At 69.0% G+C, this 26,781-nt stretch carries 22 protein-coding genes; 6 read left to right on the top strand and 16 right to left on the bottom strand.

The window, feature by feature from the left end; genetic code table 11:
• Positions 1 to 188: 188 nt before the first annotated feature.
• A complete protein-coding gene (locus AC1DXT_RS04365) occupies positions 189 to 1,286 on the top strand; it encodes an epoxide hydrolase family protein (RefSeq protein WP_477060131.1) in 1,098 nt (365 codons plus the stop codon).
• Positions 1,287 to 1,335: 49 nt separating this feature from the next.
• Positions 1,336 to 1,977, top strand: coding sequence for a hypothetical protein (locus AC1DXT_RS04360; RefSeq protein ID WP_477060130.1), 642 nt, complete (start codon positions 1,336 to 1,338; stop codon positions 1,975 to 1,977).
• Here the strand turns inward: AC1DXT_RS04360 and AC1DXT_RS04355 are convergent.
• The 5 genes from AC1DXT_RS04355 to AC1DXT_RS04335 form a co-directional block, all read right to left on the bottom strand.
• Positions 1,951 to 2,535: a GNAT family N-acetyltransferase gene (locus tag AC1DXT_RS04355; protein WP_477060129.1), complete on the bottom strand. Its 585-nt coding sequence runs from the start codon at positions 2,533 to 2,535 to the stop codon at positions 1,951 to 1,953. The two genes, AC1DXT_RS04360 and AC1DXT_RS04355, sit on opposite strands and share 27 nt — an antisense overlap.
• A 63-nt stretch (positions 2,536 to 2,598) precedes the next feature.
• Positions 2,599 to 3,270, bottom strand: a complete 672-nt coding sequence (locus tag AC1DXT_RS04350; RefSeq protein WP_477060128.1) for a Type 1 glutamine amidotransferase-like domain-containing protein — start codon at positions 3,268 to 3,270, stop codon at positions 2,599 to 2,601.
• Positions 3,271 to 3,290: 20 nt separating this feature from the next.
• Complete coding sequence (locus AC1DXT_RS04345; RefSeq protein WP_477060127.1) at positions 3,291 to 3,776, bottom strand: methyltransferase family protein; 486 nt, start codon at positions 3,774 to 3,776, stop codon at positions 3,291 to 3,293.
• Between the two features lie 18 nt (positions 3,777 to 3,794).
• Positions 3,795 to 4,616 (bottom strand): VanZ family protein, encoded by an 822-nt coding sequence (locus AC1DXT_RS04340; RefSeq protein ID WP_477060126.1) that lies wholly within the window; start codon positions 4,614 to 4,616, stop codon positions 3,795 to 3,797.
• An 82-nt stretch (positions 4,617 to 4,698) separates the two neighbouring features.
• A complete protein-coding gene (locus AC1DXT_RS04335) occupies positions 4,699 to 6,849 on the bottom strand; it encodes a DEAD/DEAH box helicase (RefSeq protein WP_477060125.1) in 2,151 nt (716 codons plus the stop codon).
• A 340-nt stretch (positions 6,850 to 7,189) separates the two neighbouring features.
• Between AC1DXT_RS04335 and AC1DXT_RS04330 the strand changes: the two genes are divergently transcribed.
• Positions 7,190 to 7,537, top strand: coding sequence for a hypothetical protein (locus AC1DXT_RS04330; RefSeq protein ID WP_477060124.1), 348 nt, complete (start codon positions 7,190 to 7,192; stop codon positions 7,535 to 7,537).
• A gap of 179 nt (positions 7,538 to 7,716) precedes the next feature.
• Here the strand turns inward: AC1DXT_RS04330 and AC1DXT_RS04325 are convergent, their stop codons facing one another.
• The 5 genes from AC1DXT_RS04325 to AC1DXT_RS04305 form a co-directional block, all read right to left on the bottom strand.
• Entirely contained in the window at positions 7,717 to 8,856 is a 1,140-nt protein-coding gene (locus tag AC1DXT_RS04325; protein WP_477060123.1) for an endo-1,4-beta-xylanase, read from the bottom strand.
• Positions 8,857 to 9,113: 257 nt separating this feature from the next.
• A complete protein-coding gene (locus tag AC1DXT_RS04320) occupies positions 9,114 to 10,094 on the bottom strand; it encodes an EamA family transporter (protein WP_477060122.1) in 981 nt (326 codons plus the stop codon).
• On the bottom strand, positions 10,091 to 10,588 hold the full coding sequence (locus tag AC1DXT_RS04315) for an NADH-quinone oxidoreductase subunit NuoE family protein (protein WP_477060121.1): 498 nt from the start codon (positions 10,586 to 10,588) through the stop codon (positions 10,091 to 10,093). The genes AC1DXT_RS04320 and AC1DXT_RS04315 overlap by 4 nt, the downstream gene beginning before the upstream one ends.
• Positions 10,589 to 10,593: 5 nt before the next feature.
• The gene (locus tag AC1DXT_RS04310; RefSeq protein WP_477060120.1) at positions 10,594 to 12,459 is read right to left on the bottom strand and encodes a [FeFe] hydrogenase, group A; all 1,866 of its coding nucleotides are present in this window, start codon (positions 12,457 to 12,459) and stop codon (positions 10,594 to 10,596) included.
• A 1-nt stretch (position 12,460) separates the two neighbouring features.
• Positions 12,461 to 13,651, bottom strand: a complete 1,191-nt coding sequence (locus AC1DXT_RS04305; RefSeq protein WP_477060119.1) for a complex I 51 kDa subunit family protein — start codon at positions 13,649 to 13,651, stop codon at positions 12,461 to 12,463.
• Between the two features lie 1,046 nt (positions 13,652 to 14,697).
• Here AC1DXT_RS04305 and AC1DXT_RS04300 point away from each other — a divergent pair.
• Positions 14,698 to 15,516, top strand: a complete 819-nt coding sequence (locus AC1DXT_RS04300) for an endo alpha-1,4 polygalactosaminidase (RefSeq protein WP_477060118.1) — start codon at positions 14,698 to 14,700, stop codon at positions 15,514 to 15,516.
• Positions 15,517 to 15,798: 282 nt separating this feature from the next.
• On the opposite strand, the gene AC1DXT_RS04295 is transcribed toward AC1DXT_RS04300, so the two are convergent.
• The 4 genes from AC1DXT_RS04295 to AC1DXT_RS04280 form a co-directional block, all read right to left on the bottom strand.
• Positions 15,799 to 16,539, bottom strand: coding sequence for a hypothetical protein (locus AC1DXT_RS04295; RefSeq protein WP_477060117.1), 741 nt, complete (start codon positions 16,537 to 16,539; stop codon positions 15,799 to 15,801).
• Between the two features lie 33 nt (positions 16,540 to 16,572).
• A complete protein-coding gene (locus AC1DXT_RS04290) occupies positions 16,573 to 17,061 on the bottom strand; it encodes a hypothetical protein (RefSeq protein WP_477060116.1) in 489 nt (162 codons plus the stop codon).
• 154 nt (positions 17,062 to 17,215) lie between these two features.
• Positions 17,216 to 18,184, bottom strand: coding sequence for a hypothetical protein (locus AC1DXT_RS04285; protein ID WP_477060115.1), 969 nt, complete (start codon positions 18,182 to 18,184; stop codon positions 17,216 to 17,218).
• Complete coding sequence (locus tag AC1DXT_RS04280; RefSeq protein ID WP_477060114.1) at positions 18,177 to 18,572, bottom strand: hypothetical protein; 396 nt, start codon at positions 18,570 to 18,572, stop codon at positions 18,177 to 18,179. The genes AC1DXT_RS04285 and AC1DXT_RS04280 overlap by 8 nt, the downstream gene beginning before the upstream one ends.
• 550 nt (positions 18,573 to 19,122) lie before the next feature.
• Here AC1DXT_RS04280 and AC1DXT_RS04275 point away from each other — a divergent pair.
• Positions 19,123 to 20,367, top strand: a complete 1,245-nt coding sequence (locus tag AC1DXT_RS04275; RefSeq protein ID WP_477060113.1) for an AlbA family DNA-binding domain-containing protein — start codon at positions 19,123 to 19,125, stop codon at positions 20,365 to 20,367.
• 224 nt (positions 20,368 to 20,591) lie between these two features.
• The gene (locus tag AC1DXT_RS04270) at positions 20,592 to 21,524 is read left to right on the top strand and encodes a hypothetical protein (RefSeq protein WP_477060112.1); all 933 of its coding nucleotides are present in this window, start codon (positions 20,592 to 20,594) and stop codon (positions 21,522 to 21,524) included.
• 1,216 nt (positions 21,525 to 22,740) lie between these two features.
• Here the strand turns inward: AC1DXT_RS04270 and AC1DXT_RS04265 are convergent.
• Both AC1DXT_RS04265 and AC1DXT_RS04260 read right to left on the bottom strand, forming a co-directional pair.
• Positions 22,741 to 26,265 carry an SIR2 family protein gene (locus tag AC1DXT_RS04265; RefSeq protein ID WP_477060111.1) on the bottom strand — a complete coding sequence of 1,175 codons (3,525 nt, stop codon included), beginning with the start codon at positions 26,263 to 26,265 and terminating at the stop codon, positions 22,741 to 22,743.
• A 196-nt stretch (positions 26,266 to 26,461) separates the two neighbouring features.
• On the bottom strand, positions 26,462 to 26,665 hold the full coding sequence (locus tag AC1DXT_RS04260) for a YegP family protein (protein ID WP_477060110.1): 204 nt from the start codon (positions 26,663 to 26,665) through the stop codon (positions 26,462 to 26,464).
• Positions 26,666 to 26,781 lie beyond the last annotated feature (116 nt).

Raw genomic sequence — 26,781 nt, 5'->3', positions numbered from 1 at the left:
CGGGGTGCGCGCTGGGTCAAGTCCAGTCCGCACCTGGGTCTGCCTCATATGCGCGACGCCGGTGATGGCTATAAGCCGTGACCCGTCAAGACTATCCGGACGGCCTCGGAAGCGGGCTTGATCGGCAAGGCAACTGCTCGGCCGCTGAGGGCGGGGGGCATGTCGGAGGTCGCTCCTACCGTGAGCCAATGACCGTCCGACCGTTCACGATCGACGTGCCTCAGCCGGTTCTCGACGACCTGCGCGACCGCCTGTCTCGCACGCGCTTCCTCGACGACTCCCCTCGTCGGCCCGCCTCGGGCATGACGGCGGCGTACCTGAGGGAGCTCGTCTCCTCGTGGCAGACCTTCGACTGGCGCGCCCGCGAGGCGTGGCTGAACGCGCACCCGCAGTTCCTCGCCGACGTCGACGGCACCACGCTGCACTTCGCCCACCTGCGGTCGTCGACCCCGGATGCTCCGGCGCTCCTGGTGATGCACGGCTGGCCGCACACCTTCGCGCTGCAGCTGGACTTCGCCGACCTGCTGCCGGACCTCGACGTCGTGGTGATGAGCCTGCCCGGCTTCACGTTCTCTCCCGCCCTCGACGAGCCGACCACCGAGCAGCGCCTCGCCGAGCTCGGGCACGCGCTGATGACGGACGTCCTCGGGTACTCCAGCTACCTCACCTACGGCGAGGACGCCACCGCGAACGTGAGCGACCTGATCGCCGCGACGCACCCCGAGGCGGTCGCCGGGATCGTCGTCACCCACGCGCACTTCCTGTCCCAGGACGAGCGCGAGGCGACGACCGACCCGGCCGAGCGCGCGTTCTACGACCGCATGTCGGCGGGCTGGTACGAGCAGGCGGGCTACGCGCACCTCCAGGGCACCCGGCCGGACACCCTCGCCGCCGGGTTGAACGACTCGCCGGCCGGGCTCCTCGCGTGGATCACGGAGAAGCTCGTCGAGTGGAGCGACACCCCGGCCGGAGACCCCACTCTCGTGGAGCGCCACATCTCGCGCGACCGGATCCTCACCGAGGCGACCCTGTACTGGGTGACGCAGAGCATCGCCACGTCGTTCCGGACCTACTACGACGGGGAAGACGCCGTGATCCCGCCCGTCGAGGTGCCCGCCGCCGTCTTCATCCAGCGACACGAGCACGACAACCCGGAGTCGGTGGCGCGTCGGTTCTATCGGGACCTGCGGGTGTTCGAGGTGCTGCCCGAGGGTGGCCACTTCACGGTCGCCGAGGTTCCGGAGGCGATGGCGGAGCGGGTGCGACGGTTTGCGCGCGAGCTGTGATCCTCCGGAGCCGTTGACGCGGGCGACGGCCATCCCCCATGGTCGGGCGATGCACTCGTCCATGGCGCTCTCCGACGATGCCGACGACCTCTCGCAGGCGAGGTCCCGGTTCGCTCCTCCCGACAACGAGGCTCCCGGCGTCGTCGGCGTGAGCGGTGTCATCGGGCGGTCCGCCGACACCGCGATCCTGCTGGGCAGCCTCGCTCGCTACACCAACGGGCTGCATATCGACCTGGCAATCCGCCGTCGCCTCGACCCCGAGCAGCCTGATCACCTGCACGCGATGTTCAACGCGGGGTTGCTCGTCGGCGTCGAGCTGTCCGACGGTCGCGCCGTCGTCGGCGGGTACAACGACTGGAACAGCCTGCCCGCCGCGGACGAGCCGGTGCTCACCCACCGGGGCGGCGGTGGCGGCGGTCGCGAGTGGTCGAGCACCCTCTGGCTCACCCCCGCGCCGCCGCCCGGGGACCTGGTGATCGTGGTCGCCTGCCTGGCCCTCGGCGTCGACGAGTCGAGGTTCACGGTGGACGCCGCGGCGCTCCAGGCCGCGGCCGACAAGGCCGAGGTCCTGTGGCCCCGCGAGCCGGACCAGGTGCATCGGCACATCGAGCCGCCGCCGGTCGACGTGCCGCCGGGCGGCTGGTTCGAGAGGGCGTTCGCCGCCCTACCGACCGACGGACCGGCCGGCTGACCCGGCCGACCACTCGTCCTCGAGCACGGCGTACACGTACGCGTCGTGCCACAGCGGCGTGCCGTCGGCGTCGGTCGCGAACGACGCGGCCCGCGTGATGTGCCCCTCGCGTCGCATCCCGAGCCGCTCGAGCAGGCGCCACGACCGGGTGTTGTCGGGGTTGCACCGCGCGGTCACGCGCTGCGCGCCCCAGCTGCGGAAGCAGACGTCGAGCAGCGCGGTGGCCGCCTCGGTCGCGTAGCCCTGACCCCACTGACCGGGGTCGAAGACGTACCCCAGGGTGTACGCGTGCGGGTCGTCCCGGTGCAGATACAGGTTGCCGATCAGCCGGTCGTCACCGGTGCGGCAGACGGCCCAGAACGACTCGTCGCCTTCGCGGTCGAACGCGAGCTCGTGGCACTGCAGGCGACTCTGCACGCCGTACGGCTCGAAGCGCACAGCCTCCGGTTGCGACAGGTAGGCGTGGAGCGCGTCGCCGTCGGTCGCGGTGAAACGCCGGATCGTCAGCCTGTCGGTGCGGATCTTCTCGAGGGCGCCGGCGCCCTGCTTGGTGATCACGCCCACCAGCCTGGCCTCGGCGAAGGCGCGCTGGGGTGGACCTAGGTCACCGTCGGGACGAGCTCAGGACGGGAAGTGCCTCCAGTGCCCTTCCGAGACGACCTCGACGGCGCCGTCGACCACGGTGATGGCCGTCGCGTCGTCCATCGCGTACGCCGGACCCCCGACGCGGGCCGCCCAGCGCTCCGCGGCGGCCATCGAGTTGCCCGGCATGCCGTCGGGCGCCAGGTGCGGGCAGATCGAGAAGTCGACGAGCCCCAGCGTGCTGTCGTCGCCGGTCGGCGGCTTCCAGCCCACGAAGTCCTCGCCGATCCGGGGGGTCATCACCATGCTCCCGGCACTCAGCCCCACCCAGACGGTCTCGCGCAGCGACGGGATCAGGTCGGCCAACCCGGACTCGCGCATCCAGTGGCACAGGTAGAGGGCGTCGCCGCCGGCCACCAGCAGCACGTCCGTCTCCCGGACCAGCGGCACCCAGCGCTCGTCGTCGATGCTGGGCAGCGCGGTGAGCTCCAGCACGCCGACGGACTTCCAGCCCAGATCGACCATGGGGTTCTCGGCGGTCCCGCTGATGAACTCCCAGGCCTTGACGCCCGGACCGACCCACGGGTGCCCGTACTGCGCGGTGGGGATGCACAAGGCGGTGGACTCGGAGATCGGCTTGCCGAGCAGGCCGACCAGCGCGTCGCGGATGCTCGGGTTGGTGACGCCGCCGGAGGTGAGGAGAAGCTTCACGACGCCCACCGTATCGACGCTCACCGACGGACGATGCCCAGCCAGCGCGGCACCCGCCGCCGGTAGTCGTCGTACGGCGCACCGAACTGCTCGTGCAGGAAGCGCTCCTCGGGAAGGATCGCGCCCCAGAGGACAAGCAGCGCGGCCGCCGGGAAGTGCACGAGCCCCCAGAACGTCGGCACCAGCAACGCCACGGCGAGGTAGAGCACGAGCAGGCCGACGTACAACGGGTTGCGGGAGATCCGGTACGGACCCTCCTCGATCATCGCGCGCGTCGCCTGCCCCGGCAGCAGCCCCGTCTCGTGCCGGCCGAACAGCCACAACGACCAGCCGTTCCACGCGACGACGAGGACGACCAACGCCCAGCCGACCGGGGTCCGCCACCCGCCGAGGACGAGCGGGTCTCCCCAGGCCCGCGTGGCCAGCCAGCCTGCGAGCAGTGGCGCGCCGATCGCGACAGGCGGCCAGAGCCGGAACGCCACGACGCCGTCAGGACCGCTCGCCATGACGTCAGTCTCGTCCGGCTACCGACGCGCGGCCCAGACCAGCACGCCGGACCCGTCGACCTCATGCAGGTCCACGACGTCACCGCCGACGCCCGCCGTCAGCACGTCACCGGGCTGCGCGGTGCCGACCTCCCACGTGCCGTCGGGCTGCTGGTAGGTGAGCGCGGGCCCCGGCCCCGCGTCGTACGGCAGCGACGCCGTGCCGCCGTCGGCCACCAGGCACACCGACCCGTCGCGGCCGGCGTACGCGCTGGCGCCGCCCGGCAGCACGGTGATCGCCCCGGCCGGCGACTCGTCGCACGCGTACACGACCTCGCGCGCGGGCGGTGTGGTCACGGTCGCGACGACCGCCCACGCCACGAGCGCCACGGCCAGCCCACCGGGCACCAGCCGCCGGGCGGGCGGCAGCGACGGGCGGCGCACGACTCCCAGCACGGTTGCCGCGAGGGCGAGCCCGAGCAGCCCGCCGATCGTGTTGAGCAGCAGGTCGTTGACGTCGAACGCGCGCCACGACCACCCGACCGCCGCCGACACCAGCAGCTGGACGGTCTCGATCACGAGCGTCACGACGACGCACGCGAGCACGAGCACCTCGTACCGCCACCGCACGACCAGCGGCAGCAGGAGGCCGAACGGCACGGTCATGAGGACGTTGCGCTGCACCTCCCACCCGCCGAGCAGGTCGGGCCGCCGCAGCGCCAGGTCGTAGGAGGGCCCGGTGCCGCGCTCGAGTTGCATGGACGGCAGAGGCAGGAAGGCCGCGCCGGCGAGCACGACGAGGTAGAGCACGAGTGCCACGGTCGCGGCACGGTGGAGGGCGGGAGCGCGCTGGTCGATCACCGCACCAGCCTGGTCGGGCGCGTGGACCCGCGCGTCAGCCGAGGGCCGGACCGTCAGTCAGCCCACGGTCGGACCCTCGCGCTCAGCCCACGTCCTGCGCGGCGAGCGCGTCGGTGAGCAGCCCGACCAGCGCTTCGAGCTGCACGTCCGTGGACGACACGTCCTCGTCCCCGGCACCGTCCAGCGCCCGTGCCGCCAGCCCCGCCTTGCTGTCGATCAGCTCGGCGATCTTGGCGTCGATGGTCTGCGCGGCGATGATCCGCCACGCGGTAACGGGCTCGTCCTGGCCGATCCGGTGGATCCGGTCGATCGCCTGCGTCTGCTCGGCGTCGGTCCAGGACAGCTCGGCCAGCACCAGGTTGGAGGCGACCTGGAGGTTCAGCCCGACGCCGGCGGCCATCAGCGAGCACACGACGATCTGCACCTCGGGGTCGTCGGTGAACGCGGCGATGTTCTTGTTGCGCGTCCTCGTCGTCTGGTCGCCGCGGATCGACGCGTACTTGATGCCGCGGTCGGCGAACGTCTGCTCGGCCTGGTCCATCACGTCGATGTGCCTCGCGAAGAACACCACCTTGCCGACGTTGCGGGCCAGCTGCGCGGCGTAGTCGGCAGCCAGCCCGGCCTTCGCCTGACCGATTCGACGGACCATCGTGAACACGTTCTCGCCACCGGTCTGCGAGCTCGAGTCCTTGAGCTCCGCGGCCGCGACCCGGCGCACGAGATGGTCGTCGATGCCCTCCACCACGGCCCCGCTGCTGGTGTGCCACTCGACAGCAGCCCGGTAGCGCTCCACCAGCCGGTTCGCGAGGGCGGCCTCGGCGGCGCGGATCGAACGGCCGACCGCTCCGTCGAGCTCGACCGGCAGGTCCGCCACGCGGCGTGCAGGGATGTCGGCGACCACGTCGATCTTGCGACGACGGACGATGCCCATGTCGATCACACTGGCCCGCGCGGCGGCGGAGAACCCTCTGTCGGCCGGCGTGAGGCCGGTCTCCTCGAGGGAGGCCATCAGCGCACCCAGCGGCTTGGTGTCGTCGATCCAGCCCAGGAACTGCCAGATCGCCCGGAAGTCCTCGATGTCGTTGATCAGCGGGGTGCCCGTGAGGGCCATCAGCAGCGGCCGGACCGTGCGGGCGCGGATCCGCTCGGAGATCGCCAGGACGTGCTTCGAGCGCTGCGAGGACTTGTTCTTGATGAAGTGCGCCTCGTCGACGACCATGCCGCGGAACCCGTGGTCACCGAGCCAGCCGACGTGCCGGTCCAGGAGCTCGTAGTTCACGATCACGACGTCCGCGAACCCGTCCATCCGGTCGCCGTCGCCATGGACCACCGTGGGCCTGCGGAACGGCGTCCACATCCCGACCTCGTGCGCCCAGTTGGTCTTCACCACGTTGGGCACCACGACCAGCAGCGGGAAGGCGTCGGCCGCCTGCGCGGCGAGCAGCGCCTGGGCGGTCTTGCCGAGCCCTGGCTCGTCGGCGAGCAGGAACGTGCGGTGACCGTTGGCAGCGGCCGTGACGACCCGCGCCTGGTGGGGCATCAGCTCCCGTCCCGCGGAGACGGACACGGGCCGGGCCTCGGGCAGCGCCATGCAGGCGGGGGCACCCGTGGCGGCGACCTCGAAGGACCGGAAGAGCGGCTCGAGCAGCTCCCAGCCGGCCAGACGATGGGTCCGCGGAGCGGTCCGCTGGGCCGCGGCCTCGTAGTCCGGGGCGAGGAACGGGTTCGACAGCTGCCGCGCGATGACCGACCGCGGCACCACGCGGTTCTCGACGCCGGGCGCCGGCGCGGCAGGCGCCGCGGGAGCGGGCTCCTCCGGCGGCTCCAGCCCTCCCTCGCGCATCAGGGTCGCCTTGTAGGCGTGCGCGGCGTCGGAGACCTTGGCGTCCTCGGCCAGCAGCGCGAGCAGCGAGGTGTCCCTGGCGGCCGTCCTGGCCAGCATCGTCGCGACCCCGTCGAGCCGCTTGAGCTGCTCGGCACGCTTCGCCGTGGTCAGGCCTGTGTCGGCCTTCACCCGGGCCCGCTCCTCGCGCACCAGCAGCGCGACGACCTGGAACTTCGTGCGCATCGCTGGGCGCGTCGGCGGCCGCTGCACCGCGCGGTCGACCTCGCGGGCGACGTCGGCGAGCACCGGGATGATCCCCTGCTCGGCCGGGCGCTGTGGGGCGCGGCGGCGCTGGGTGCCCGGATCAGTGCGCGCGCGACCGGACCCGCGTTGGCCTGGTCGAGCCACATGTCCTCCTTCTCAGCACCGCGACTGCGGTGCAGCGCGCCGCTCAACGCTCGCGTCGGACCCGTCCGGGCCGCAGACGATTCCGGCCAGGGCGCTCGGATCGGCCGACCGGGTCACCGGGCATCGTGTCCGCCTGCGCCGCCCGCCGGTCGTCGCTCACGCCGATGGTGGCACGCCGCCCGGGGCTGATGAACCACCGAGGGGCACTGTCGCGGCCGTGCTTGAGCGTTGAACAAGCGGAGCCTACCGCCGGACGCCGCGAGTCGTCCGACGGCGGCACTGGTGTCCGCCAAGAAATCCACCCCGCTGCCAGGCGATCATCTCGGTAGGGTCCCGGGTCATGTCTGAGCAGCTGGTCACCCTCTGGCGACCGACGGGCCCCCGCGAGCTCGAGCTCGTCCAGGCGACCGACTTCCGGCGCTGGCCCCCGCGCCTCCCCGACCAGCCGATCTTCTACCCCGTGCTGAACGAGGACTACGCGATCCGGATCGCTCGCGACTGGAACGTCGCGGCCTCGGGCGTCGGGTACGTGACGCGCTTCGACGTGCGACGCGGCTTCCTCGACCGGTACGACGTCCAGCAGGTCGGTGGCGAGACGATCCTCGAGTACTGGATCCCGGCCGAGGACCTCGAGGAGCTCAACGACAACATCGTCGGCACCATCGAAGTGGTGCACACGTTCCGATGACCTGGAGGCGAGCTCGACCGGAGGACGTGGCGACGGGCTCGAACTCGCGGAACCGCCAGGTCTGCTCGAACCGGGGCCCGAGCGGTCCGTAGAGCTGGAAGCGCCCCCGAGTCCGTATACGCCGATGGCGCGTGGGCCGGTCCGGGCCCACGCGCCATCGACGCCTCAATCGAGTGGCTCTACTTGTTCAGTCCGGGCGGCGTGCGCGGGGACTTGCCGGGGGTGGCGTCGGTGAGGGACTCGAGCAGCGCGTAGTACGCCGGCTTCTTCTCGAAGTCCTCGGTCATGATCGTCGCGTACCCCTCGGGGAAGACGCCCGGGACCCAAGAACGCCCGTCGTCGAAGCCCCAGACCGTGAAGCTCGTGCAGGCGGGAACGTTGAGGCACGCCTCCAGCATCTTGTCGTACCGCTCGGCCTGGAGCGCGATCTGTGCTGCGTCCGGCTCCCCGTCCTCGCCGAGCGGCATGCGGACGTCGGCCTCGGTGACGGCGACCTTCAGCCCGAGCGCCGCGAACCGCTCGAAGTTCGCCTGGATCGACTCGTCGAAGCCGTACATGAGACTCAGGTGACCCTGAGCGCCGAAGCCCTGCAGCGGCGCGCCGTCGGCGAGCAGCTCCTGCGCCAGGGCGTAGTACGCGTTCGTCTTGTTGTTGATGCCCTCGGCGTTGTAGTCGTTGAGGAAGAGGACCGCCTCGGGGTCTGCCTCGTGCGCCCACCGGAAGACGTCACCGATGAGGGCGACCGGGTCCTCGGCGCATGCCTTGAGGAAGGGGTTCGCCTCGGTGCGCAGACGTACACCGCCGGCGTCCCAGTCGTCCTGGAAGATCTCGTTGGCGACGTCCCACTCGTAGACCTTGCCGGCGTAGCGGCCGACGACGGTGCGGACGTGGTCCTCGAGAACGTCACGCGCCTCCTCGCAGGTCCAGTCGGCGCTGGCGTCGATGACCCACTGCGGGTTCTGGCTGTGCCAGAGCAACGTGTGGCCGCGGACCTCTTGGCGGTTGGCCCGTGCGAAGGCCACGACGGCATCCGCGCCGGAGAAGTCGTAGACGTCGGGCTCCGGGTGGACCTCGGCCCACTTCATGTCGTTCTCGGGGGTCAGCGAGCTGAACTCGGCGCCAAGGATGCGCTGGAACTCGGTGGGGTGCTTGCGGTCGTAGTCGAGCAGGTCGCGCTGACCCCACACGGCGCTGCCGATCTCGAGATCACGCGGGGCCTCGGAGCGCAGGGTTGGCTCCGGGGGTGAGGCCTGGGCAAACGGGGCCGAGAGGGCGAAGGCGGTGATCGCCGACGCCGCGACGGCTGCTGCGCGCCTCATGGTTGTGGAATGGGACATCGTTGTTCCTCTCCGATCAGGGTCCGACGGCTGTGGCACAGGCGTCGGATTCCGGACGTTTAGCACGATAAGGATATCGATAACGATTTCGCAACCCGTAGGCGTCGGGCTTGTCCCCGCTGCGCCCGATAGCGAATGAGCCCAGCCAGCTCCAGCCAGCCGCGACCGAGCCTTCCGCGAGCGCGTTGCGACGTAGGTGCCCTGCGCGACACGACGCACATGGGTGGACGGCGATCTGGTCAGCCGCGCACCAGCGCGAGGACGACGAGGCCCGCGACGGCCACCGAGGCGCCCGCGTAGTAGCCGCGAGGGGGCCGGTAGCCCTCGAGCCAGCGCGCGAACGGGATGGCCACGAGCGGCGCGGTCGCGGCGACCGCCTGGGCGACGCCCGGCTGAAGGGTCTGGAGCGCCCACACCATCGACGTCACGCCGAGGACCGGTCCGAGGAGCGCGTTCGTCGTGATCCAGAACGAAGCGCGGTCCGGCAGCGCGTTGCCCAGCCGCCCGAGGTCCTGCGAGCGGGGGACGTCAGGCCTCCCGGACGCCCCGGCCCGCCGCACAACCACCACGACCAGGGCCACCAGGGCCACCAGCAGGCCACCCACGAGACGATCGAACGAGGCCGAGCTCACCACGTCGAACCGGCCCGCCACGGGGCCGCTCGGCGCACCGGAGGCGGCGCTCGCGGCCTGCTGGAGGGCCAGGAGCGACTCCCGGCTGATCACCGCGGCCACCGCCTGGGCGACGCCGGCGCCGACCGCGAGCGCCACCCCGAGCACTGCCCGGGGTGTCCGGCCCGTGCCGCGGACGTACGGGRGGAGACCGAGGACCACCCCGCCGAGGATCACCAGGCCGCACCCCACCTCGGCCACGGTCAGCGCGTCCGCGAACCACACCCAGGCGAGGACCCCGGCGACGACCGCTGCGGTCGTCTCGACCACCAGGGAGGTGAGCGGCGCCCCGATCAGCGACAGTGCGCGGAACACGCCCAGCCCACCCAGACCGAACCCGACGACCCCGGCGAGGGCGAACATCGCGGACCGGTCGGCCGAGGCCCTCCCGAGCGCGAACGCGGGCACGGCCATCACGGCCGTCGCGACGGCAAGCCTGCCCGCGTTAGCGCGGACGTAGCCGACCAGTCGGATGGCACGGCGGGCGCACACCGGCGTCACGCCGTAGAAGAGCGCCGCCAGGAGGGCCGCGGCGAGGCCCGTGGTCATGTCGGCGGCACTCCGTCGTCGCGCAGGCTCGCCACGAGGGAGGCCGCGTCGGCCGGAGTGACGTCGTCGAGCGCGCGGTCGTCGACGAGCATCGCGGGTGCGTGGTCACAGCGACCGATGCAGTGCACCCGCTCGACGACGACGGCTCCGTCCGGGGTGGCGACGCGCGCGGGCGTGCCCAGCTCGCGCTCCAACCGCGCCCACACGTCCGGCGCGCCGGCGAGCTCGCACGCGAGGGTGCGGCACACGCGCACCACGTGCCGCGCCGAACCACCCCGCAGGAACGAGTAGAACGTGACGACCCCGAGCACCTCGACGGGAGGTATCCCGAGGCGTGCGGCGAGGAGCTGCATGGCCGCGTCGCTGATCTCGCCGTGACGACGACGCAGCTCGGCGAGCACCGGTAGGAGGGCACTGCGGTCGGCGCCGTGCTCGGCCAGGAGCGCGTCGACGTCGGCGACGAGTCCCGGGTCCGCGACCGGTGGCGCCAGCACCGCGATCACCTCCCTGCCTCGACGTAGGTCCCGCGTCCCGTGTACGTGGTGTGGAGCAGGCGGTGGCTCGTCGGCCCGCCCGGCCCCTCGGTCAGCAGGTCGCGGTAGAGGCGCAGGACCGCCGGGTTCTCGTGGCTCTTGCGCGCGCGGCCGGTCTCTCCGTAAAGGGCGTCCTCGGCGTAGATCGCCCGCGCGCGGGCAGCCCGCACCTCGGCGCTCGTCGGCACAGGCTGGCCGCCGCCGCCCAGGCACCCGCCGGGGCAGGCCATGACCTCGATGAAGTGGTACGTGGAGAACCGCCCGCCCGCACGGATGTCCTCCATCACCGCGTGGGCGTTGGCCGTGCCGTGCGCGACGGCGCACCGCAGCGTGGTCCCGCGCAGCCACTCCAGGTCCGGCAGCAGGTGGGCCAGGATCGGCGGCACAGGCCCTACCCGGTCCACCGTCACCTCGACCGACCGGACGCCCTCGAACCCCCGCACCTGCGTGACGTCGGCGTGCGAGAAGTAGTCCTCCGCCGGGTGCCCCGTCACGAGCTCGATCACCGTGCGCAGGGCGGACTCCATGACGCCACCGGTCACCCCGAAGATCACGCCCGACCCGCTGGCGGTCCCGAACGGTTCGTCGAAGTCGCTGGCCGGCAGGTCCGCCAGCTCGATGCCGCGCACGCGCAACATCGTGGCCAGCTCCCGCGTCGTGAGCGCCATGTCGACGTCCGGCCGCCCGTCGTGCGTGAGCTCGGGGCGCGTGGCCTCGAACTTCTTCGCCGTGCACGGCATGAGGGAGACGGACACGACGTCGGCCGGGTCGAGTCCCTGCTGCTCGGCGTACCAGGTCTTGAGGAGCGAGCCGAACATCTGCTGCGGGCTCCGGCACGAGGACAGGTGGGCCAGGTGGTCCGGGTCACGGTGCTCGAGGTCCTTCACCCACCCCGGGCTGCAGGAGGTGAGCAGCGGGAGCGGGTGCGCCGAGGAGCCCAGCACGAGGTTCTCGTAGAGCCGCACCAGGAGCTCGGCCCCTTCCTCGATGACGGTCAGGTCCGCGGCGAAGCTGGTGTCGAAGACCTTGTCGAACCCGAGGCGCCGAAGCGCGGTGTTGAGCTCCCAGGTCAGCGGGGTGCCGGGCTCGAACCCGAACTCCTCGCCGATCGCGGCACGGGGCGCCGGAGCGGTCTGGATGACGACGTGCTTGGTGGGGTCGGCCAGTGCCGCGAACAGCTCTGCCGTCCGGTCGACCGGGCGCAGCGCTCCCGTCGGGCAGCGGTTGATGCACTGGCCGCAGGCGATGCAGCTCACCTCGGTCAGCGGGAGGCCGAGGTACGTGGAGACAGCCGTGGACGAGCCGCGTCCGACAACGCCCAGGATCCCGAGGTCCTGCAGCTCGGCGCACGTCCGGACGCAGCGCAGGCAGCCGATGCACGAGTCGAGGTCCACGGTGACGGCGGGTCCGAGGAGATCGATGAGCGGGAGCGGGCGAGAGACGCGCGCCGAGACAGGCCCGACGCCGTACTCCGTGGCCAGCGCCTGCAGCTCGCACTCCCCCGTCCGCACGCACTCCGGGCACCGGTCCGGGTGCTCCCCCATCAGCAGCTCCAGCACACCCCGCCGAGCGTCGACGACCCGGGGGCTGTCGGTCCGCAGCCGGACGTCGGCCGTGACCGGGTAGGTGCACGCAGCCTGCAGGCCTGCCTGCCCCTCGACCTCGACGACGCACAGCCGACACGAGCCGACGTCGCGCAGGTCGGGGTGATGACAGAGGGTCGGGATCCGGACGTCCGCGGCGTCGGCCGCGTCCAGGACCGTCGTTCCGGCCGGGACCGTGACGCTGCGTCCGTCGATGTCGACGGCGACCTCTGCCCGGGGGGCGGTCATCTCACTCACCTCCTGGCACCGCGACGGGGACCCGCATGTCCGCGGGGAAGTGCTCGAGGAGCGACAGGAACACGTTCGGGCTCGACTGGCCCAGCCCGCACTTCGAGGTGAGCCGCATGGTCGCGCCCACACGGCGCAGGCGCGCGACGTCGTCCGGTGTGCACGTCCCGGCACGAAGGCGGCGCACCCCGTCGAGGAGGGCCGCGGTCCCAAGCCGGCACGGCGCGCACTGCCCGCACGACTCGTCGGCGAAGAACTCGGCGACATTCTCGGCGACGTCGATAAGGTCGCGGTCCGGCCCGAGCACGATGAACGCGCCACCCGTGGCCACGTCCTCGTAGCTCACCGTCCGCCCGAACTCGCTGGCAGGCACGCAGCTGCCCGCGGCACCCCCCGCGACGACCGCCTTCGCGTCGGTGCCCCCGGCGGCGCGCAGCACCTCGGCGATCGGCACCCCGAGGGGGAACTCGTACACACCGGGACGCGCGACGTCACCCGAGACGCTCAGCAGCTTCGGACCCGTCGACCGGTGGGTACCGATCGCCGCGAACCAGTCCGGCCCGCGCGCCAGGATGGCGGTCGCCCAGGCGAAGGTCTCGACGTTGTTGACCACGGTCGGCGCACCGTGCAGCCCCCGCACGACCGGGTACGGCGGGCGGTCACGAGGCTCACCGCGCCGACCCTCGAGGCTCTCGAGCAGCGCGCTCTCCTCCCCGCACACGTAGGCACCGGCGCCCATGTGCACGCGGATGTCGAAGTCGAAGCCCGGCCCCACCTCGCGGCCGAGGAGCCCCATGTTCCGGCGCTCCCGAAGGGTCTCCAGGAGCGCGTCGCGCAGGTATACGTACTCCGCGCGCAGATACAGGAGACCCTCGCACGCGCCGATCGCGTAGCCAGCGATCGTCATGCCCTCGAGCACCAGGTCCGCGTGCTTCGCCAGCAGGACACGGTCCTTGAACGTCCCCGGCTCGCCCTCGTCGGCGTTGCACACGATGTAGCGGCGGCCCGCGGGAGCATCCGCCTCCGCGGCGAGACGCCACTTCAGACCAGTCGGGAAGCCGGCGCCGCCGCGCCCCCGCATGCCCGAGGCGACGATCTGGTCGACCACCTCGGCGGGCGACCGGTCGAGGGCCGCACGCAGGCCTGCCCCCGCCTCGACGGCGGCGAGTGTCATCGGCGTGCGGACCGTCATGAGGCACCTCCCACCGACCCATCTCGGCCGGTCCCTCACATCCAGGCTAGGGACGCCGGGGAGCGGAGAACCGGGCCGTTGGACCCCAATCCGGGGGTGACGTCCGGCGACGACGCGCCCCTGTCGGCGCGGCCGCAAGGCACCGCAAGAGCCAGCGGTCCATAGCCACGTCGAAAGCCTTTGACCCGCTGACCGATGCGGACGAGGGTCGGGCTCATGTCTTCGGCCCTGCGCTCCTTCGGCGACGCGAACGACGTCGCCCAGGGAAGGTTCCGGTTCGGACCGCCCCACAACGACGCCCCCTCCTCTGTGGGCGTGAGCGGTGCCCACGAGGGGTCCGAAGGCGCGGGGATCCTCCTGGTCGGCCTCGCTCGCTACACGACGGGGCTCCAGATCGAGCTGGCAATCCGGTGTCGTAGCGATCCCGACCTCGGCGATCGCACGCACTCGACAGTCGACGCGGGACGGTTCGCCGGAGGGGAGTTCGGCGATGGACGTGCCGCCGCCGTGGCCGAGCGCCACGGCTGGAACAACGGGCCGACAGCAGACCAGAAGGTGCTCACCCAGTGGGGCGGTGGTGGTGGACGCGAGTGGTCGAGCACCCTGTGGTTGACCCCGGCGCCGGCGCCCGGAGACCTGGTCCTCGTCGTCGCCGACCCGGCCTCGGCGTGGACGAGGCGAGCCTCACTGTGGATGCCGGAGCGCTTCGAGCTGCGGTCAAGACGGTTGCGGTCGTGTGGCCGCGCGAGCCTGATCAGGCGTCTCCGACCATTCAGCCACCGCCGCTCGACGTACCGCTCATGGGCTGGTTCGCACGGGCACTTCCGGCGGTGAAGACCGGCGAGCCAGGTTGCGGCGTTCTCCTGACAGTGACCCGGCGATCGCTCAGCCGTTCTGCGCACCTCTGCCCACCGGCCCTGCCGGCGCGGTAGACATCTCCTCGACCGTGGTGGCTGGCCGGCGGAGACGTCGCGCCACGTCCGGGATGCCGAGGGGTGTCCTGGCCGAGTGATGAACAGCGCCGCGACCCCTCGAGGAGGTCTCTGATGAGTACCCCTGTGCGACGCCTGTCCGTTGCGATCCTGACAGGTGCGGCACTCCTTGTCGGCGCGTCCGCGTCGGCCGGATTCGCCGCCAGCTCGCTCCCACCGGCCAACGGCCAGTTCGACTACCAGATCGGCGGCGCCTACACACCGTCCTCGACGGTGGCGATCGTCGACCGCGACCGGCTCGAGACGCCGGCAGCCGGCAAGTACAACATCTGCTACGTCAACGCCTTCCAGACCCAGCCCGACGACGCGACCTGGTGGAAGACCAACCACGACGACCTGCTCCTGAAGAAGGCGAACGGGAAGTACGTGATCGACAGCGGGTGGGACGAGATGCTGCTCGACACGTCGACGGCAGCGAAGCGGACCGCCCTGCTCGCGATCGTCGGCGGGTGGATCGACGGCTGCAAGGCCAGCGGCTACCAGGCCATCGAGCCGGACAACCTCGACAGCTACAGCCGCAGCTCCAAGCTGCTCACCAAGCAGAACAACATCGCCTTCGCCAAGCTGCTCGCGGCCCGTGCGCACGCGGACGGTCTGGCCATCGCGCAGAAGAACGACTCGTCCATGGCGTCGAGCGGCAAGGCGATCGGGTTCGACTTCGCCATCGTCGAGGAGTGCCAGGTCTACGACGAGTGCGGCGACTTCACGTCCGTGTACGGCGCGCAGGTGTACGAGATCGAGTACACCGACAACGGCGGAACGTCGAACTTCACCAAGGCATGCACGGCGCGGGGCGCGACGACCAGCGTCATCTACCGTGACCGCGACGTCGTGCCCAAGGGCTCGAGCGGGTACGTCTACAAGTACTGCTGACGCGCGGCGGCGGGTGGGTCAGGTCGACCCACCCGCCGATGCGCTACTTCGTTCCCGCTGGCCTGAAGAGCAGCCCTGTCGGATCCGCTGGGACTTGTCGGGTGACCCGCTCGCGCGGGAAAGGATTCCGCCCTGGTTGTCGGTCGGATTCCGCCTAATGATGTCGGATCCCGACGGGGCCGGCTCGGCTGTTCTGTCAGAGCCATCCTCACGATGTTCGACCTGGTCGACGGCGCGATCGGCGGCGACGTGGGTCCTCAGAGCGTTGCTCAGGGACGGCTGCTAGTCGTCTCCGTAGTAGCGGGCTAGGTCGCGTCCGAGCGCGGTCGCATGGATCCGCACTCGTTCGCTTGCCCAGTCCGTTGGGGACTCACCGCGTTCAGCAGCGTTGTCCCGGACGTTGTGGGCGAACCCAACGCATCGGGAACACCAGTCTCGGTTGATCACCTCCTCGGCAGGGAGTGGATCGCCGTACACGTATGCGGCAAGCGGACCGATGTACGGGCTACCCGTGCCGTCGTCGACCGCAATCGAACTCTTCACGGCTTGGCAACCGAACGGGCTGCCCCAGTGCTTAACGTGGCTCTGCCCTCCGGAGCCGACCACGGCATAGGACGGCACCTGCACGCAGTACAACTCGGGCTCGCCGAGGAGATTCGGTGCGATGAAGTGCAGTCGCGGTTCTCGCAGGCCGCAACGCGAACAGGTCCAAGTTGTTTGCGGCTGACACACCTGCGAGGCGAGCGCGACCGCGGCTGCTCGGTCCGGCTCAGTAGGGGCGTCCGGGCGACCGTGGATCTCCTCGGGCACCTCCGCCCAGCGGCCTCTCGAATAGGGCGACCAGTCCTTGCTCCTCAGCCATCCCCCGTGCTCCGGCGACCACCGAACGCGATATCCGGAGCCAACGCTGTGATGGAGCACCACGGCGTAGAGGTTGGAGAACAGATCAAGCGTGCCCGACCACGGTGGCAGTCCCATGTCGTTGAGTATCGGGCCGAACAATCCGGAGCGTCGCGAGTGCATCAGGTGAACCTCCTGGCTTGGGAGATCTGAGGTTCAAAGCGCTTCTGCCGACTCCCTCGGGCGGCGCCGCGCTTCCACGACCCTGCTGACGTTGGCCACGCCGGCCGGACCGAGATGTTGGAAGATGAAACGCTCGCTGACACCGATCCGGGCGGCGATGTCAGCGACTGTCCGATGTTCGTCGTCGTACATGCGACGGACGACTTCCAGATCGACTCGGCGGTCCTTGCCTGCCTTCCGACTGACAGAAGGAAAGGTGTCGACCACCCGCCCCACGGCGCGAAGACTCATGTCGAGGAGTGCGACTTCGCCGATCGAGTACCTCCGATCGATGTAGAGCTCGCGGATGAGGTCGACGTCCGGGGTTGGGTGGACGCGCTTGCGGGACTGGACATCCGCCTTCCTCGTGGCGGCCCCGATGCGTTTGTGGTTCACGCCGAGCTCGTTCGCGATCGCGTCGTAGCTCCAGCCGAGCGCATACAGCCGGACGATGTGGCGGTCAACTGGGTTCAACGTGGACAAGTTCGAAACCGGTCGCGGTGCGGAATCAAGATCGAAAGCCTTGATGACGCGGACGACCGCGCCAGGTTGACACGCTCGACCTCAGCTGAGGACTGAGGCGCTCTCCCGTTCGGGCTTCTCGTGGTCGACGAGCCGATGCCGTGGCCGGGTGTGATCAATCGGCGCTCTCCTCGACGGCGGCCCAGCCGGGACCGGCCACAAACCGAACGGGCTCGCATGGGTCGTTGTCGATGAGGACATCAGCACCTGCGTCCGTCTTCCCAAGAAGGACCCCGCTCATCGGCTTGTCGAGGTCACATCCGGTGCCAAGTGACTCTTCCAGTGCTTCCCGGCCCTGATCGGTGAGCGTGACGGTCACGCTCGTTGCCTTTCCCACGACTGCCGGGTTTGCTGCTGTGCCCTTCGCATCCTCGGGTGGATTCGCGGCCCACGCGAAGGCGCCCACAGCGATCGCAGCCAGGACGCCGAGTCCTAGTGTCCATTTGGCGGCGTAGGTCCATCGCCCTGCGACGTTGGCGTAGCCAACAACCTCCAGCAGGTGCTCGCCGGCATCACGCACGAATCTGACGTCAGCGTTTGCTTGGTTCATCTCGGACTGCGCACCCGCCAGGGCGGTCTTGGCCGCAGTGGCCGCCTGCGCCTGCGCCTTCGCCTTCGCAGGGTCCGTTGCCGACTCCGCCTCAGCTTGGACGGCCGACTGCGCCGCTTGGGCGGCCGTCTTCAGCACTTTACCCGCGCGGGTTTGCTCGGCCACTGCGGCCGCCCATGCACTGTTGAGGGCCGCCAAGCTCGCGTATGGAGCCAGATGCGTCTTGGAAGTCACCACGTGCTCGGCACCGCGCGGCGTTGATCGTGTGAGTCCGTCGAGATCCCTCGCGGGCGTCGTGGCGACCCAGATCACGAAGCCCAAGATCGCGACCGTGACCCCTACTGCCACGGCCGCCGACCCGACGGCGAGCCAGAATCTCCCCGAGCCGGGTGCTAGGTCACCAACGCTTGAGAGCTGACTTCCTGCTACGAGGATCGCGCCCAACGACCCGAGGCTGACGGTGAGCCACTTCGCCGTCTCACGAATGCGATCGGCAGCGTCGGTGAGGGGGCTCGGATCCGCGTCGTCAGCCACTGAAGTCGCCCAGCTGACTGCCCTTGAGCCGGGCTATGTGCAGGTTGGGGCCATTGGCGCCTTGCAGCCCGACGACAAGTTGGCCGAAGGCGGCCTGATCGACGGACTCCACATTCACCCGGATATGCCCAGGGTTCTCCCGCAGAAACTCGAGAAGCTCGTCGGCGCCATCGACGCCTTCCACCGGCTCGGTGATGCGCATCGGCGGTCGGGGGTACTCGGGCCCGACCACGGGAGGGAGCAGATCGATCGGCTTTGGCCCGACCGGCGGCGGATCCGGGAAGAACACCGGAACACTCGCGGTGACATGCACATACACGACCACGTCACCCAGAGAAAAGACGTAAGGGTCGGCACCGTTCGTATTGAGATGAAGCTCGTTCGGCATCGTCCACCCCTGCCTTCTCGGTGCCCGCCTCAAACCGTTGGACGATTAGGGCCGACGGGCAAGGACCCCAGGCGCCCCCACAACTTGCCTGACCGGCCAACCTGAACTCGGACACGCAGCCATTCGACACTGCCTCACGTGTCCCAGGCCCATCTTGAGATGCTCACGTGGGGCCGAGGCCGACCTGGCCAACCGCCAACGTCGCTCGAGTTAAGTGCAAATGGCCGCAATCCTGAATATATGGAGCGTGCCGCTAGAACGTTGTCGCAGTCAAGGGCCCGCGAAGGCGGACGAGAGGCTGACTCGATTGGCCACCCCGCCGGCCAAGAGCCCCACATGGGAGTCGCCCTTCGACACTGCACGGTTGCCCACAAAGAGCGTAAGTAGAGCGCTCACGAAGACCGGCGCTCATTGCCACACGCGCGGCCGGCCGTCTAGTGCGCCCATGCAGTCTGGTCCGCCGCCTCTTGCTGGCTTCGATGTCGTGTTCTCGTGCTGAGACCGCGAACGAGTAGGTGTGGGTCGGGTGCTCGGCCATAGGTTTCGTGCCATGACATTCACGGCTCTGCACCGCGAGCTCGGCGCCTCGCCCGGCCCCCTGACTGACGACCTGCTCGCCCGCGCGGTTACCACGGGTGTGCGAGAGACCGACGACCTGGATTGGAAGTCTGAACTGCCGCCGACAAAGGGCATCACGCAGACCGACTATCCGAAGGATGTGGCCGCGATGGCCAACAGTGGAGGTGGGCTCATCGTCTACGGCGTGACCGAGTCGCAGAAGGCCGCGACTGGTCGCCAAGACGTCGGGGAGTTCGATGAAGGCTACGAACGCACGCTCCGCAGCGCGGCGATCACCGCAATCTCACCGCCCGTGTTCGGCCTCACCATTCATCGTCTCGGAGACGATCCAAGCCGGGCAGTCATCGTCAAGGTACCCGGCGGTCTCGACGGTCCGCACTTGATCTACAGAGGCGAATACTTCGGTGCACCCGTCCGGAACGACGCCGACACAGTCTGGATGAAGGAACGCCAGATCGAGGCGATGTATCGGGCCCGCTTCGACGAGCGGAGGCACGCCCGCGAAGCACTCGCCTCCTTGTACGAGGAGGCGAGCGCTGGCCGCGGCACCGCGGCCCGTGCGTGGCTCGTCGCGGTGGCACACCCACGGACCCCGCAGCTCAGTAGCCGACTTAGCCGAGATGATGCGCGCCAGGTGCTTTCCAAGGCTAGGTCGCTCGCGCTCGGCTTCGCGGACCGATCTGCGCAGCATCCGCTAGAGAGCGTGGACAGCTCGAACCCGCGTCCGGGACTGCGGCGGTGGGTCGCGGTTAACACCGAGACGAGCGAACGCAACATGTGGAAGGAGTCATGGGCGAGCATTCACCACGACGGCTCGGTAACCCTCGCGGCCGCAGTCGGCGGGGCGCGTTTGAGCGCGGACGGGTTCCTCAAGGGAGAAGAAGTCCGGGCCTCTCGTATCGAGTGCGCAGTTGCCGACCTCATGGCCCTCGTGCGAACCACGGGGGAAGCAGTCGGCACGACCGAGTACGACATCCGGATAGGCATCGAGAGCGAGACAGTTCCGCTGACGATCCTGACGATCGACAACTTCGGGCAGATGTTCGGGGGCGTCTCCACTCCGCTGCACCGCTATACCCCTGTTGAGGTGACATCCCGCGCGGACACGGCGCCGGCAGCGTTCCACCGGCAGGTCTTTGAACTGGCCGAGGACTGTGTCAACCAGGGCGGCATGTCTCAACTGACAGCCATACGGCCGCCCGAAGAAGCACCTTGAGATGTGAGGAGTCGAAACACCTCTCGAAGTGCATTGCGCGTCACAGACCAGCCGCGAGAGCTTGGTCGCCTCTGATCCTCGGGGGCCCGACCACATCACCCCGGCACCCGGCTCACCGGCGCGCCGCCACCCCCACCAGAAGTCCGAAGACTCAGTGAACTCCAGTCTTCGCGACGTCCGGTCGCCCCTCGCCCCATGTCGCGCGCGGGGGGGACGATGAGGATATGGATGCCCCGCGGAGGTCGTTCGAGTTCGAACAAGCGGACGAGCTGGCGCGCTTGCGACGGCGCGCCTGGGGACCGAATGCTGACATTGTGGGGGATGCGGCGGCTCAGGCTCGGCTCTCCGAACTGGAGGCCGCCCAACGTCGACAGGCGACTCCGGTCGGCGATACCGCCACAGGGGTCCCCCCTCCGATCCCCGAACGCATCCCGGTCGCCGAGACCGTCGAAGGGTCGCGTTCTGCTCCGACGTCGGTCCGTCAGCCTGTCGGCGGGGTGTTCGCCGCGCATGAGCGTGCCGGAACGTCGGTCATTGAGCAAGACACCGCCGAGGGGTCGACCGCCGCAGACGCGATCAACCGAGCCCCCGCGGCACCGTGGTGGCGCCGCCGCTCGTTGATCGTCGCCGGCGTCATCGCGACCCTCGCCCTGAACGTGGCCGTCACCGCGACGATGTCGCGGCTGCTTGCTGATCAGTCCACTCCCATCCCGTTCGAGACAGCGACCGAGGAAACGCCGCCGGTCCCTGATGGGCAGGGAGGTGGGTACTACGTGCCCGCACCAGATCATGTGCTCGCACTGAAGTCGGACGGTGCCGCCGCCGATCAGCCGCACGATCCGGGGGGCAAACTCGACGCTCTAGGGATCAGTCCCGGAGAGCTGAAGCGCTACGAGGACTTCCACGGCCCCGAGGTCTACAGCCTCGCCGTCTGGAGTGGAGAGTCTCGCTACGGCATGACCTGCCTGCTCCTCTCCCACGCCGGCCAGCCCATCAGCGACGGGGGGGGCGCCGCCGAAGGGTGTTCTTTGAAAGGCCTCGACACCATCGCGGACATCGGGGGGAGCGTCAGTCTCACCCGATTGGTGCTCAAGGGCGACCACATCGACGTCTACGTGTACGAGGGGGGCGCTGATCCGAACGCGTCGCAAGGCTAGCTGGTGGCGCCGCACCACTGACCTGGTCGACGAGACGCTGGCGCGCCATGGCGCTGTACCCCCCCGGCAAACGACGGACTCGCCGGAGAGTTGACGACACCCCGGCGACGGACCTACGCACCGGAGGCGGGCTCGGGGCGACCAGTGACCGAGGCCGCGCAGCCGGCAATCGCGGAGGTGGTGCAGTCAGCGCGAGGGTGGGAACCGCCGCCGCCGACCGCCTCAGTCGGAAAATGCGAGCGCGCAGGGTACCTCAGCGGGACTATCGCCGTCACGATCGTAGGTGGTGCGCGGAACTGGACGCTGCAGCGAACTGATCCTCAGCGGTCGCTTGGATCGAGATCCACGAGCAACTCTCTCTCCCCTGGGTCCAACCAGTCCGCAAGTCAGGGGGCGAGCTCATCGATCCACTGCTCATGGCGCGCCTCGGGGACCTCGACCACATCACCCCGGCACCCGGCTCACCGGCGCGCCGCCACCCCCACCAGCAGTCCGAAGAGCCCGTCAAACCGAGGCGCTCAACAGCCGCCCTCGTCAGCCTTCATCAACTAGCCATGTTTTCGTCAGGTCTGACGGTGCTCAGCACCATCCCCTGGCGGACCTCGCGGTTCTCCGTGCGCACGCCACTACCCCCGAACGCGACGACTTCTGATCTGCAGCGCATCGGATCCCAGCCGCCGTGAGGCGCTCAACACCACGTTCCTGTCCGCAAGAGCGCAACGACCCGCTGGTTGGTGGCATAGGCGTGGAGTCGCACTCCCCATTGGCCTGATGATCGGCTTCACCGGGCTGATCGGCTGGTGCTGCTCAGGATCCTGGTGACACCGAGGACTGTGCGGCTCGACCAACCGCCCCCCGCGTGCCTGGCACACCTGCTGAACGCGACGCAAGCAACCCGCTGCAGAGACGATCAGCCGTATGACTAGCCAGACAACCTGCGCCCACTCGACTGTCATCGCGCAGACGTAGGCGCAAACGGCTACGACTCGACGATCTGCACGTGCGTGCTGTGCGGGCGGGTAGTCAGGCGATGGGACTTCCTGRGCTGACAACCGGACACCACGCTCTTGCCCACAAGAGCGCAGTGTGGTGGGGCCGTGCGCGGCGGGTCGGTCGCAGTTCGAAGCAGCAGGGGCCCGCCGGTGTAGCCGCCGCGAGTCGGGCAAGTCGGCGCAGCCTTCCTGTCCGAGGCGTTGAGGGGTTCTCGAGTCTGCACTTACCCCGTTGTCGCTGTGTCTGGTGGTTGGAATCCGGCATCAATCGCTGCTTCGACGAGCGGCGCGCAGACCGCAGCCCCGAGGGCTGCGGTTAGGTCAGAGAGGAGCTTGCGCACAGCGAACGACGCGGCCCAACCGGCTGGAGTCGAGTTCCGAATCCGCTCAGCGAGGTGGCCAACGAGTGCCGGTCCGTTGCTGGCCAGCAGCTCTGCGGGCCAGTCAGGCGGGTGATATCCGTCGCCGAGGCCGATCCCGCGCCCGGCCAGCATCGAGTACGCGTCCGGGCTGCGGTCGCCAACGAAGGGGGCGATGTCGGCCCATCGCTCGAGTTCGCCGGGGTGGGCGTTTCGCGGAAGTCCCTGGAGGCGCGCTGCCAGATGGTCGCGCGCCCAGAGATTCCAGAGTTCGGCCCCGTTGACTGCGTCATCCTGGAAGAACCGAAGGTTCGAACTCGCGAACTCGGCCGCGTGGTCGCCATCGTCAGCCAAGACCGATCGGTCGAGAAGCACTTGGCGTTGCTCTGGCGTGATGCTCGCCTGGTTCACGATGGACGCGACGAGCGCGTAGAACTGGCCGACAAGCCCGTGCCCTCCGAGCTCACCGAGGCGGTCCCATTCGGCGACCACACTCTCGAGGAAGCCGTCACCAAGCATCCGGTCGTTGCATCGAGGGTTGTAGAGATAGGCCTCCCAGGCTTGCGAAGCATGCGGCCCGTTGAACAAGGGCAGGACCACTTCCCCCGTGAACGTCGCATCCGCGACGAATAGGAAGTGTGCCTGTCCGCCAAGCGCGGGTCGAATCGCGTCGAGTTCCGGATCGGGCCCGGCAAGCAGCGCCTCGAACGCCTGCCGCTCATCCCCGTTTAGGCCGCTCCAGGCATCGCCCAGATCGCGCCACCGGCGGTTGACCTCCAGAGTCCAGTAGCGAGCGAGGTCCCCTGGCCAGGAGTTGAGGGCGAGGAAGCTCGGGTCAGAGCCGGCCTGGGAGTCAAAGGATCCCTTCTGAAGGTTCCAGACTGTGCGCGCTAGATCGCGCATCGCTGCCGTCGCATCTCCCTCGGGAGTATCGAGGTGCTTCTCGATCTGGGTGACGAGAAACCGAGTGATCGCGCGAGTCGCCTCGGGGGCACCGGTCCGTTCGGCGACGAGTTGGACAACATCGCTAAGAAGCTCCGAGAGATCCGCCTGCTCCCAGCCCTCGACGATCGCGTCCTGCAACTCATCCGCCTTAACACCAAGGTTCGGCCGGCCGTCGATCGCGCTCCAGAGTCGATGCGCGAGGTCCGGGCGCCGAGCGGCCGCTTGGCGGACGAGCGCGACTGCGCTGTGCCAGGTAGGGCCGTCGATTCGCTGCTCTGAGTAGTCCACGGCCAGGAGCGTGGTCAGGGCGACCTGGGCATCAGAGTCGAGATCCTGCAAGAAGTCTTCGACGTCCATTGGGAACGCCTGTCCCCAAGTCGCGGTACTCGACCACCTGTCGAGATCCGGGAAGTCCCGCGGACCAAACGTCGGGTACTTGTTCTGTATCCGCTCGAGCTCATGCTGCGCCTCGAGCCACGCAGGTGCGGACTGAGTGAGCCAAACGAGCAGGTTGTAGGTGGAGTACGCCCGGTGGCGTTCCATGTCTGGAAAGCCGTCCGGTAAGTCCACGCCGTCCATTGCAGACGCCAGGAGCCTCGATCGAGTGTCCGCGCTTGCGTTGGGTACGACGATTGCGAGGACACGAAACACCTCGTGTTTGAAAGGCGACTCGAACAGAACCTCCTGGTCGAGTACCCACCGAAGTTTCTCGTCGTCCGTGAGGTCGTGGCTAAGTGCGAAGAGATGCAGCGCGAGCCGGCGGAAGAGCCTGGCATCACGCTTCCACCACCGGAGGGGAAGGTCCGGCTGCACGCCAAGTGCTTTGGTTCCGTAGTCGCGGAGTCCGTCGATCAACGCGTCCACGGGATCGCGGTAGTCGTCCTGGGGGTGCGGTTCGATCGCGGAACGACGGGAACTGAGGCTGTCATACCCGTGCTCGCCGCCGTATGCCACCAGAAGTTCGTAGGCGCTTCCGAGTGCATCCTCCAGAACCGCACCGAGCGCCGGATCGCCAGGGACGCGGTCCTCGACAAGTTTCAGAACGTGCCGGGCGAGGACATCGTCTGACGCATGCCACGCGGCCTCCGCTTGGGGTGGGGTCGTGGGGTCGTCCCCGCTCAGTGTCCACCGGGGTTTGAGAACGAGGAACGGACGTAACGCGACCCGGACCAGGGCCAGCTCCTCGGCCCTCTCGTCTACTTCGTAGGGCAGCAACATCCCGAGGTCCGGAGGCGCGGAGATGCCGTCAACCGATGTGGCAAGGAGCACTTTCCAACGTCGACCGGCATCAAGGTCGGTCTTCGCAAGCGTGTCCGCAGCCCAGCTCAACGACTGGTAGAGCGACGGCGCGAAGCGACGTCCAAGCCGCTGCACCACCCGGAGTGCCGCGCCGTGCAGCTCTCGATCGGCGACATAGACCTGCCCGAACCAGCCGCTCAGGACTGTGGAAGCCTCAGTGTCAGACCCTCCTGTGAACAGGCGTTGGAAACTCTCGACACCCTCAATCCATTTAAGCCACGGGACCCCATGGGCGAACTGGGTGAACTCCCGCACACCATCAGCAGTCTCCAGGCGTTGCCGAACGTAGTCCTCGTCGACCGGGTTGAGCTGCTGACCATCGTCAATGATCTCCTTCATCCTGGTCTGGTGATCAAGGCGTCCCATCCTCGCTCGTCGGTCCCATGCCTCGAGAGCGGCAACCATGGCGGAGTGATCGTCCTCGACCGCTGGATAGGGCACAGGGACGATGCGGAGGTGGTTCCATTTGTCGTCGCCAGGGCGATGTGTCAGCACGTAACGGCGGCTCTTCGACGTCAGGCCAAGGGCGAGATACCGCATGATCGGGTCGTCGTGGCTGTAGCCGACGAACAGCACGGTGAACTCGTCGAACATTCGCTGCAGGAACCTCGTCGCCCAGGCGTCGGTGAGGTAGGCCCGGCCGAAGTCGCGATCCGTCAGCACCAGTTGCGCGGGTGGGCGGTCGACCGAGCCGTGCAGGTGCACGACACCCGAGAAGGCATCACCGAGGGGCAGTGCCGGACCAACCCATACGTCGCCTTCCGAGAGCAGGGCCGACGCCGCAGCAGTCGAAAGGAGACTGTCAAAGTTGGTCGTCACGATCCGCGGCATGCCCGATGCCCATGCGAGCCGGACCAGCGCGGAGTGGGTCGGATTGAACCTCGTGTCTGGCCGCGCGATGATCCGCCGGGCGTGGGTGTGGGTCTCGAAATCGGCTGGCATAGAACCAAGGAACAAGTCGAGAGCCATGCCTTCGTCGAACGGCACGCGCGCCGCCTGGGCGAGCATACGAGCCAACTCTCTGAATGACGGCAGGTTCGATGGGTCTCCCATCGACGCGCCTGCGCCCACGAACAACACCAGGTTGCCGTCCGAGTGGGCCTCGATGAGCTCAGTAGGGAGCTCGACATCGCTAGTTATCCACATCTTGCCTCCCGCTCTCTGATTGAACTGTCGAGCGGGTGTCGGGCGTGACGCCCCAACTCGTATTGATGGGGCACACCAGCGGACGCGCGGATTTTCGCTGCCGACCGACGGGCGGCTGATCGCAATCGACCATGACACCCAACTGGAGCGAATCTAGATCCGAACCGGTGCTGCCGTCGGCAGCGCCGGCGCAGACTCAGTCCTCGCCCGTGTGGTCGACATACTTTGCGTCACCGCCGTGGGCATGAACGAGGCCCATCGAATGCTTCGCGTCGGCCTTCGAGGCGTAGTTTTCACTCGTGCAGATGATCTCGCCGTTTCCTGTTGAAGTTAGCGTCCAGTGATACGGCTGCTGGGCTGTCGACTTCCATAGGTGGAACTGCAGTACGCCCTCAGCCATCGGATTCCCCCCATCGAGTCCACTCTGGGCCGTCTCGGCGGCCGGGAGTCGCTGGCGTAAGCACCACCGCCAACTCGGCGTTCCGGCGGGCAAGCGTCGTCGCAGTCCCAGTTTCG

Source organism: Cellulomonas sp. P1_G12_2 (genome assembly GCF_056405535.1).
Note: the sequence above shows the minus strand (reverse complement) of the source record. Positions and strands in the feature narration are given on the sequence as shown.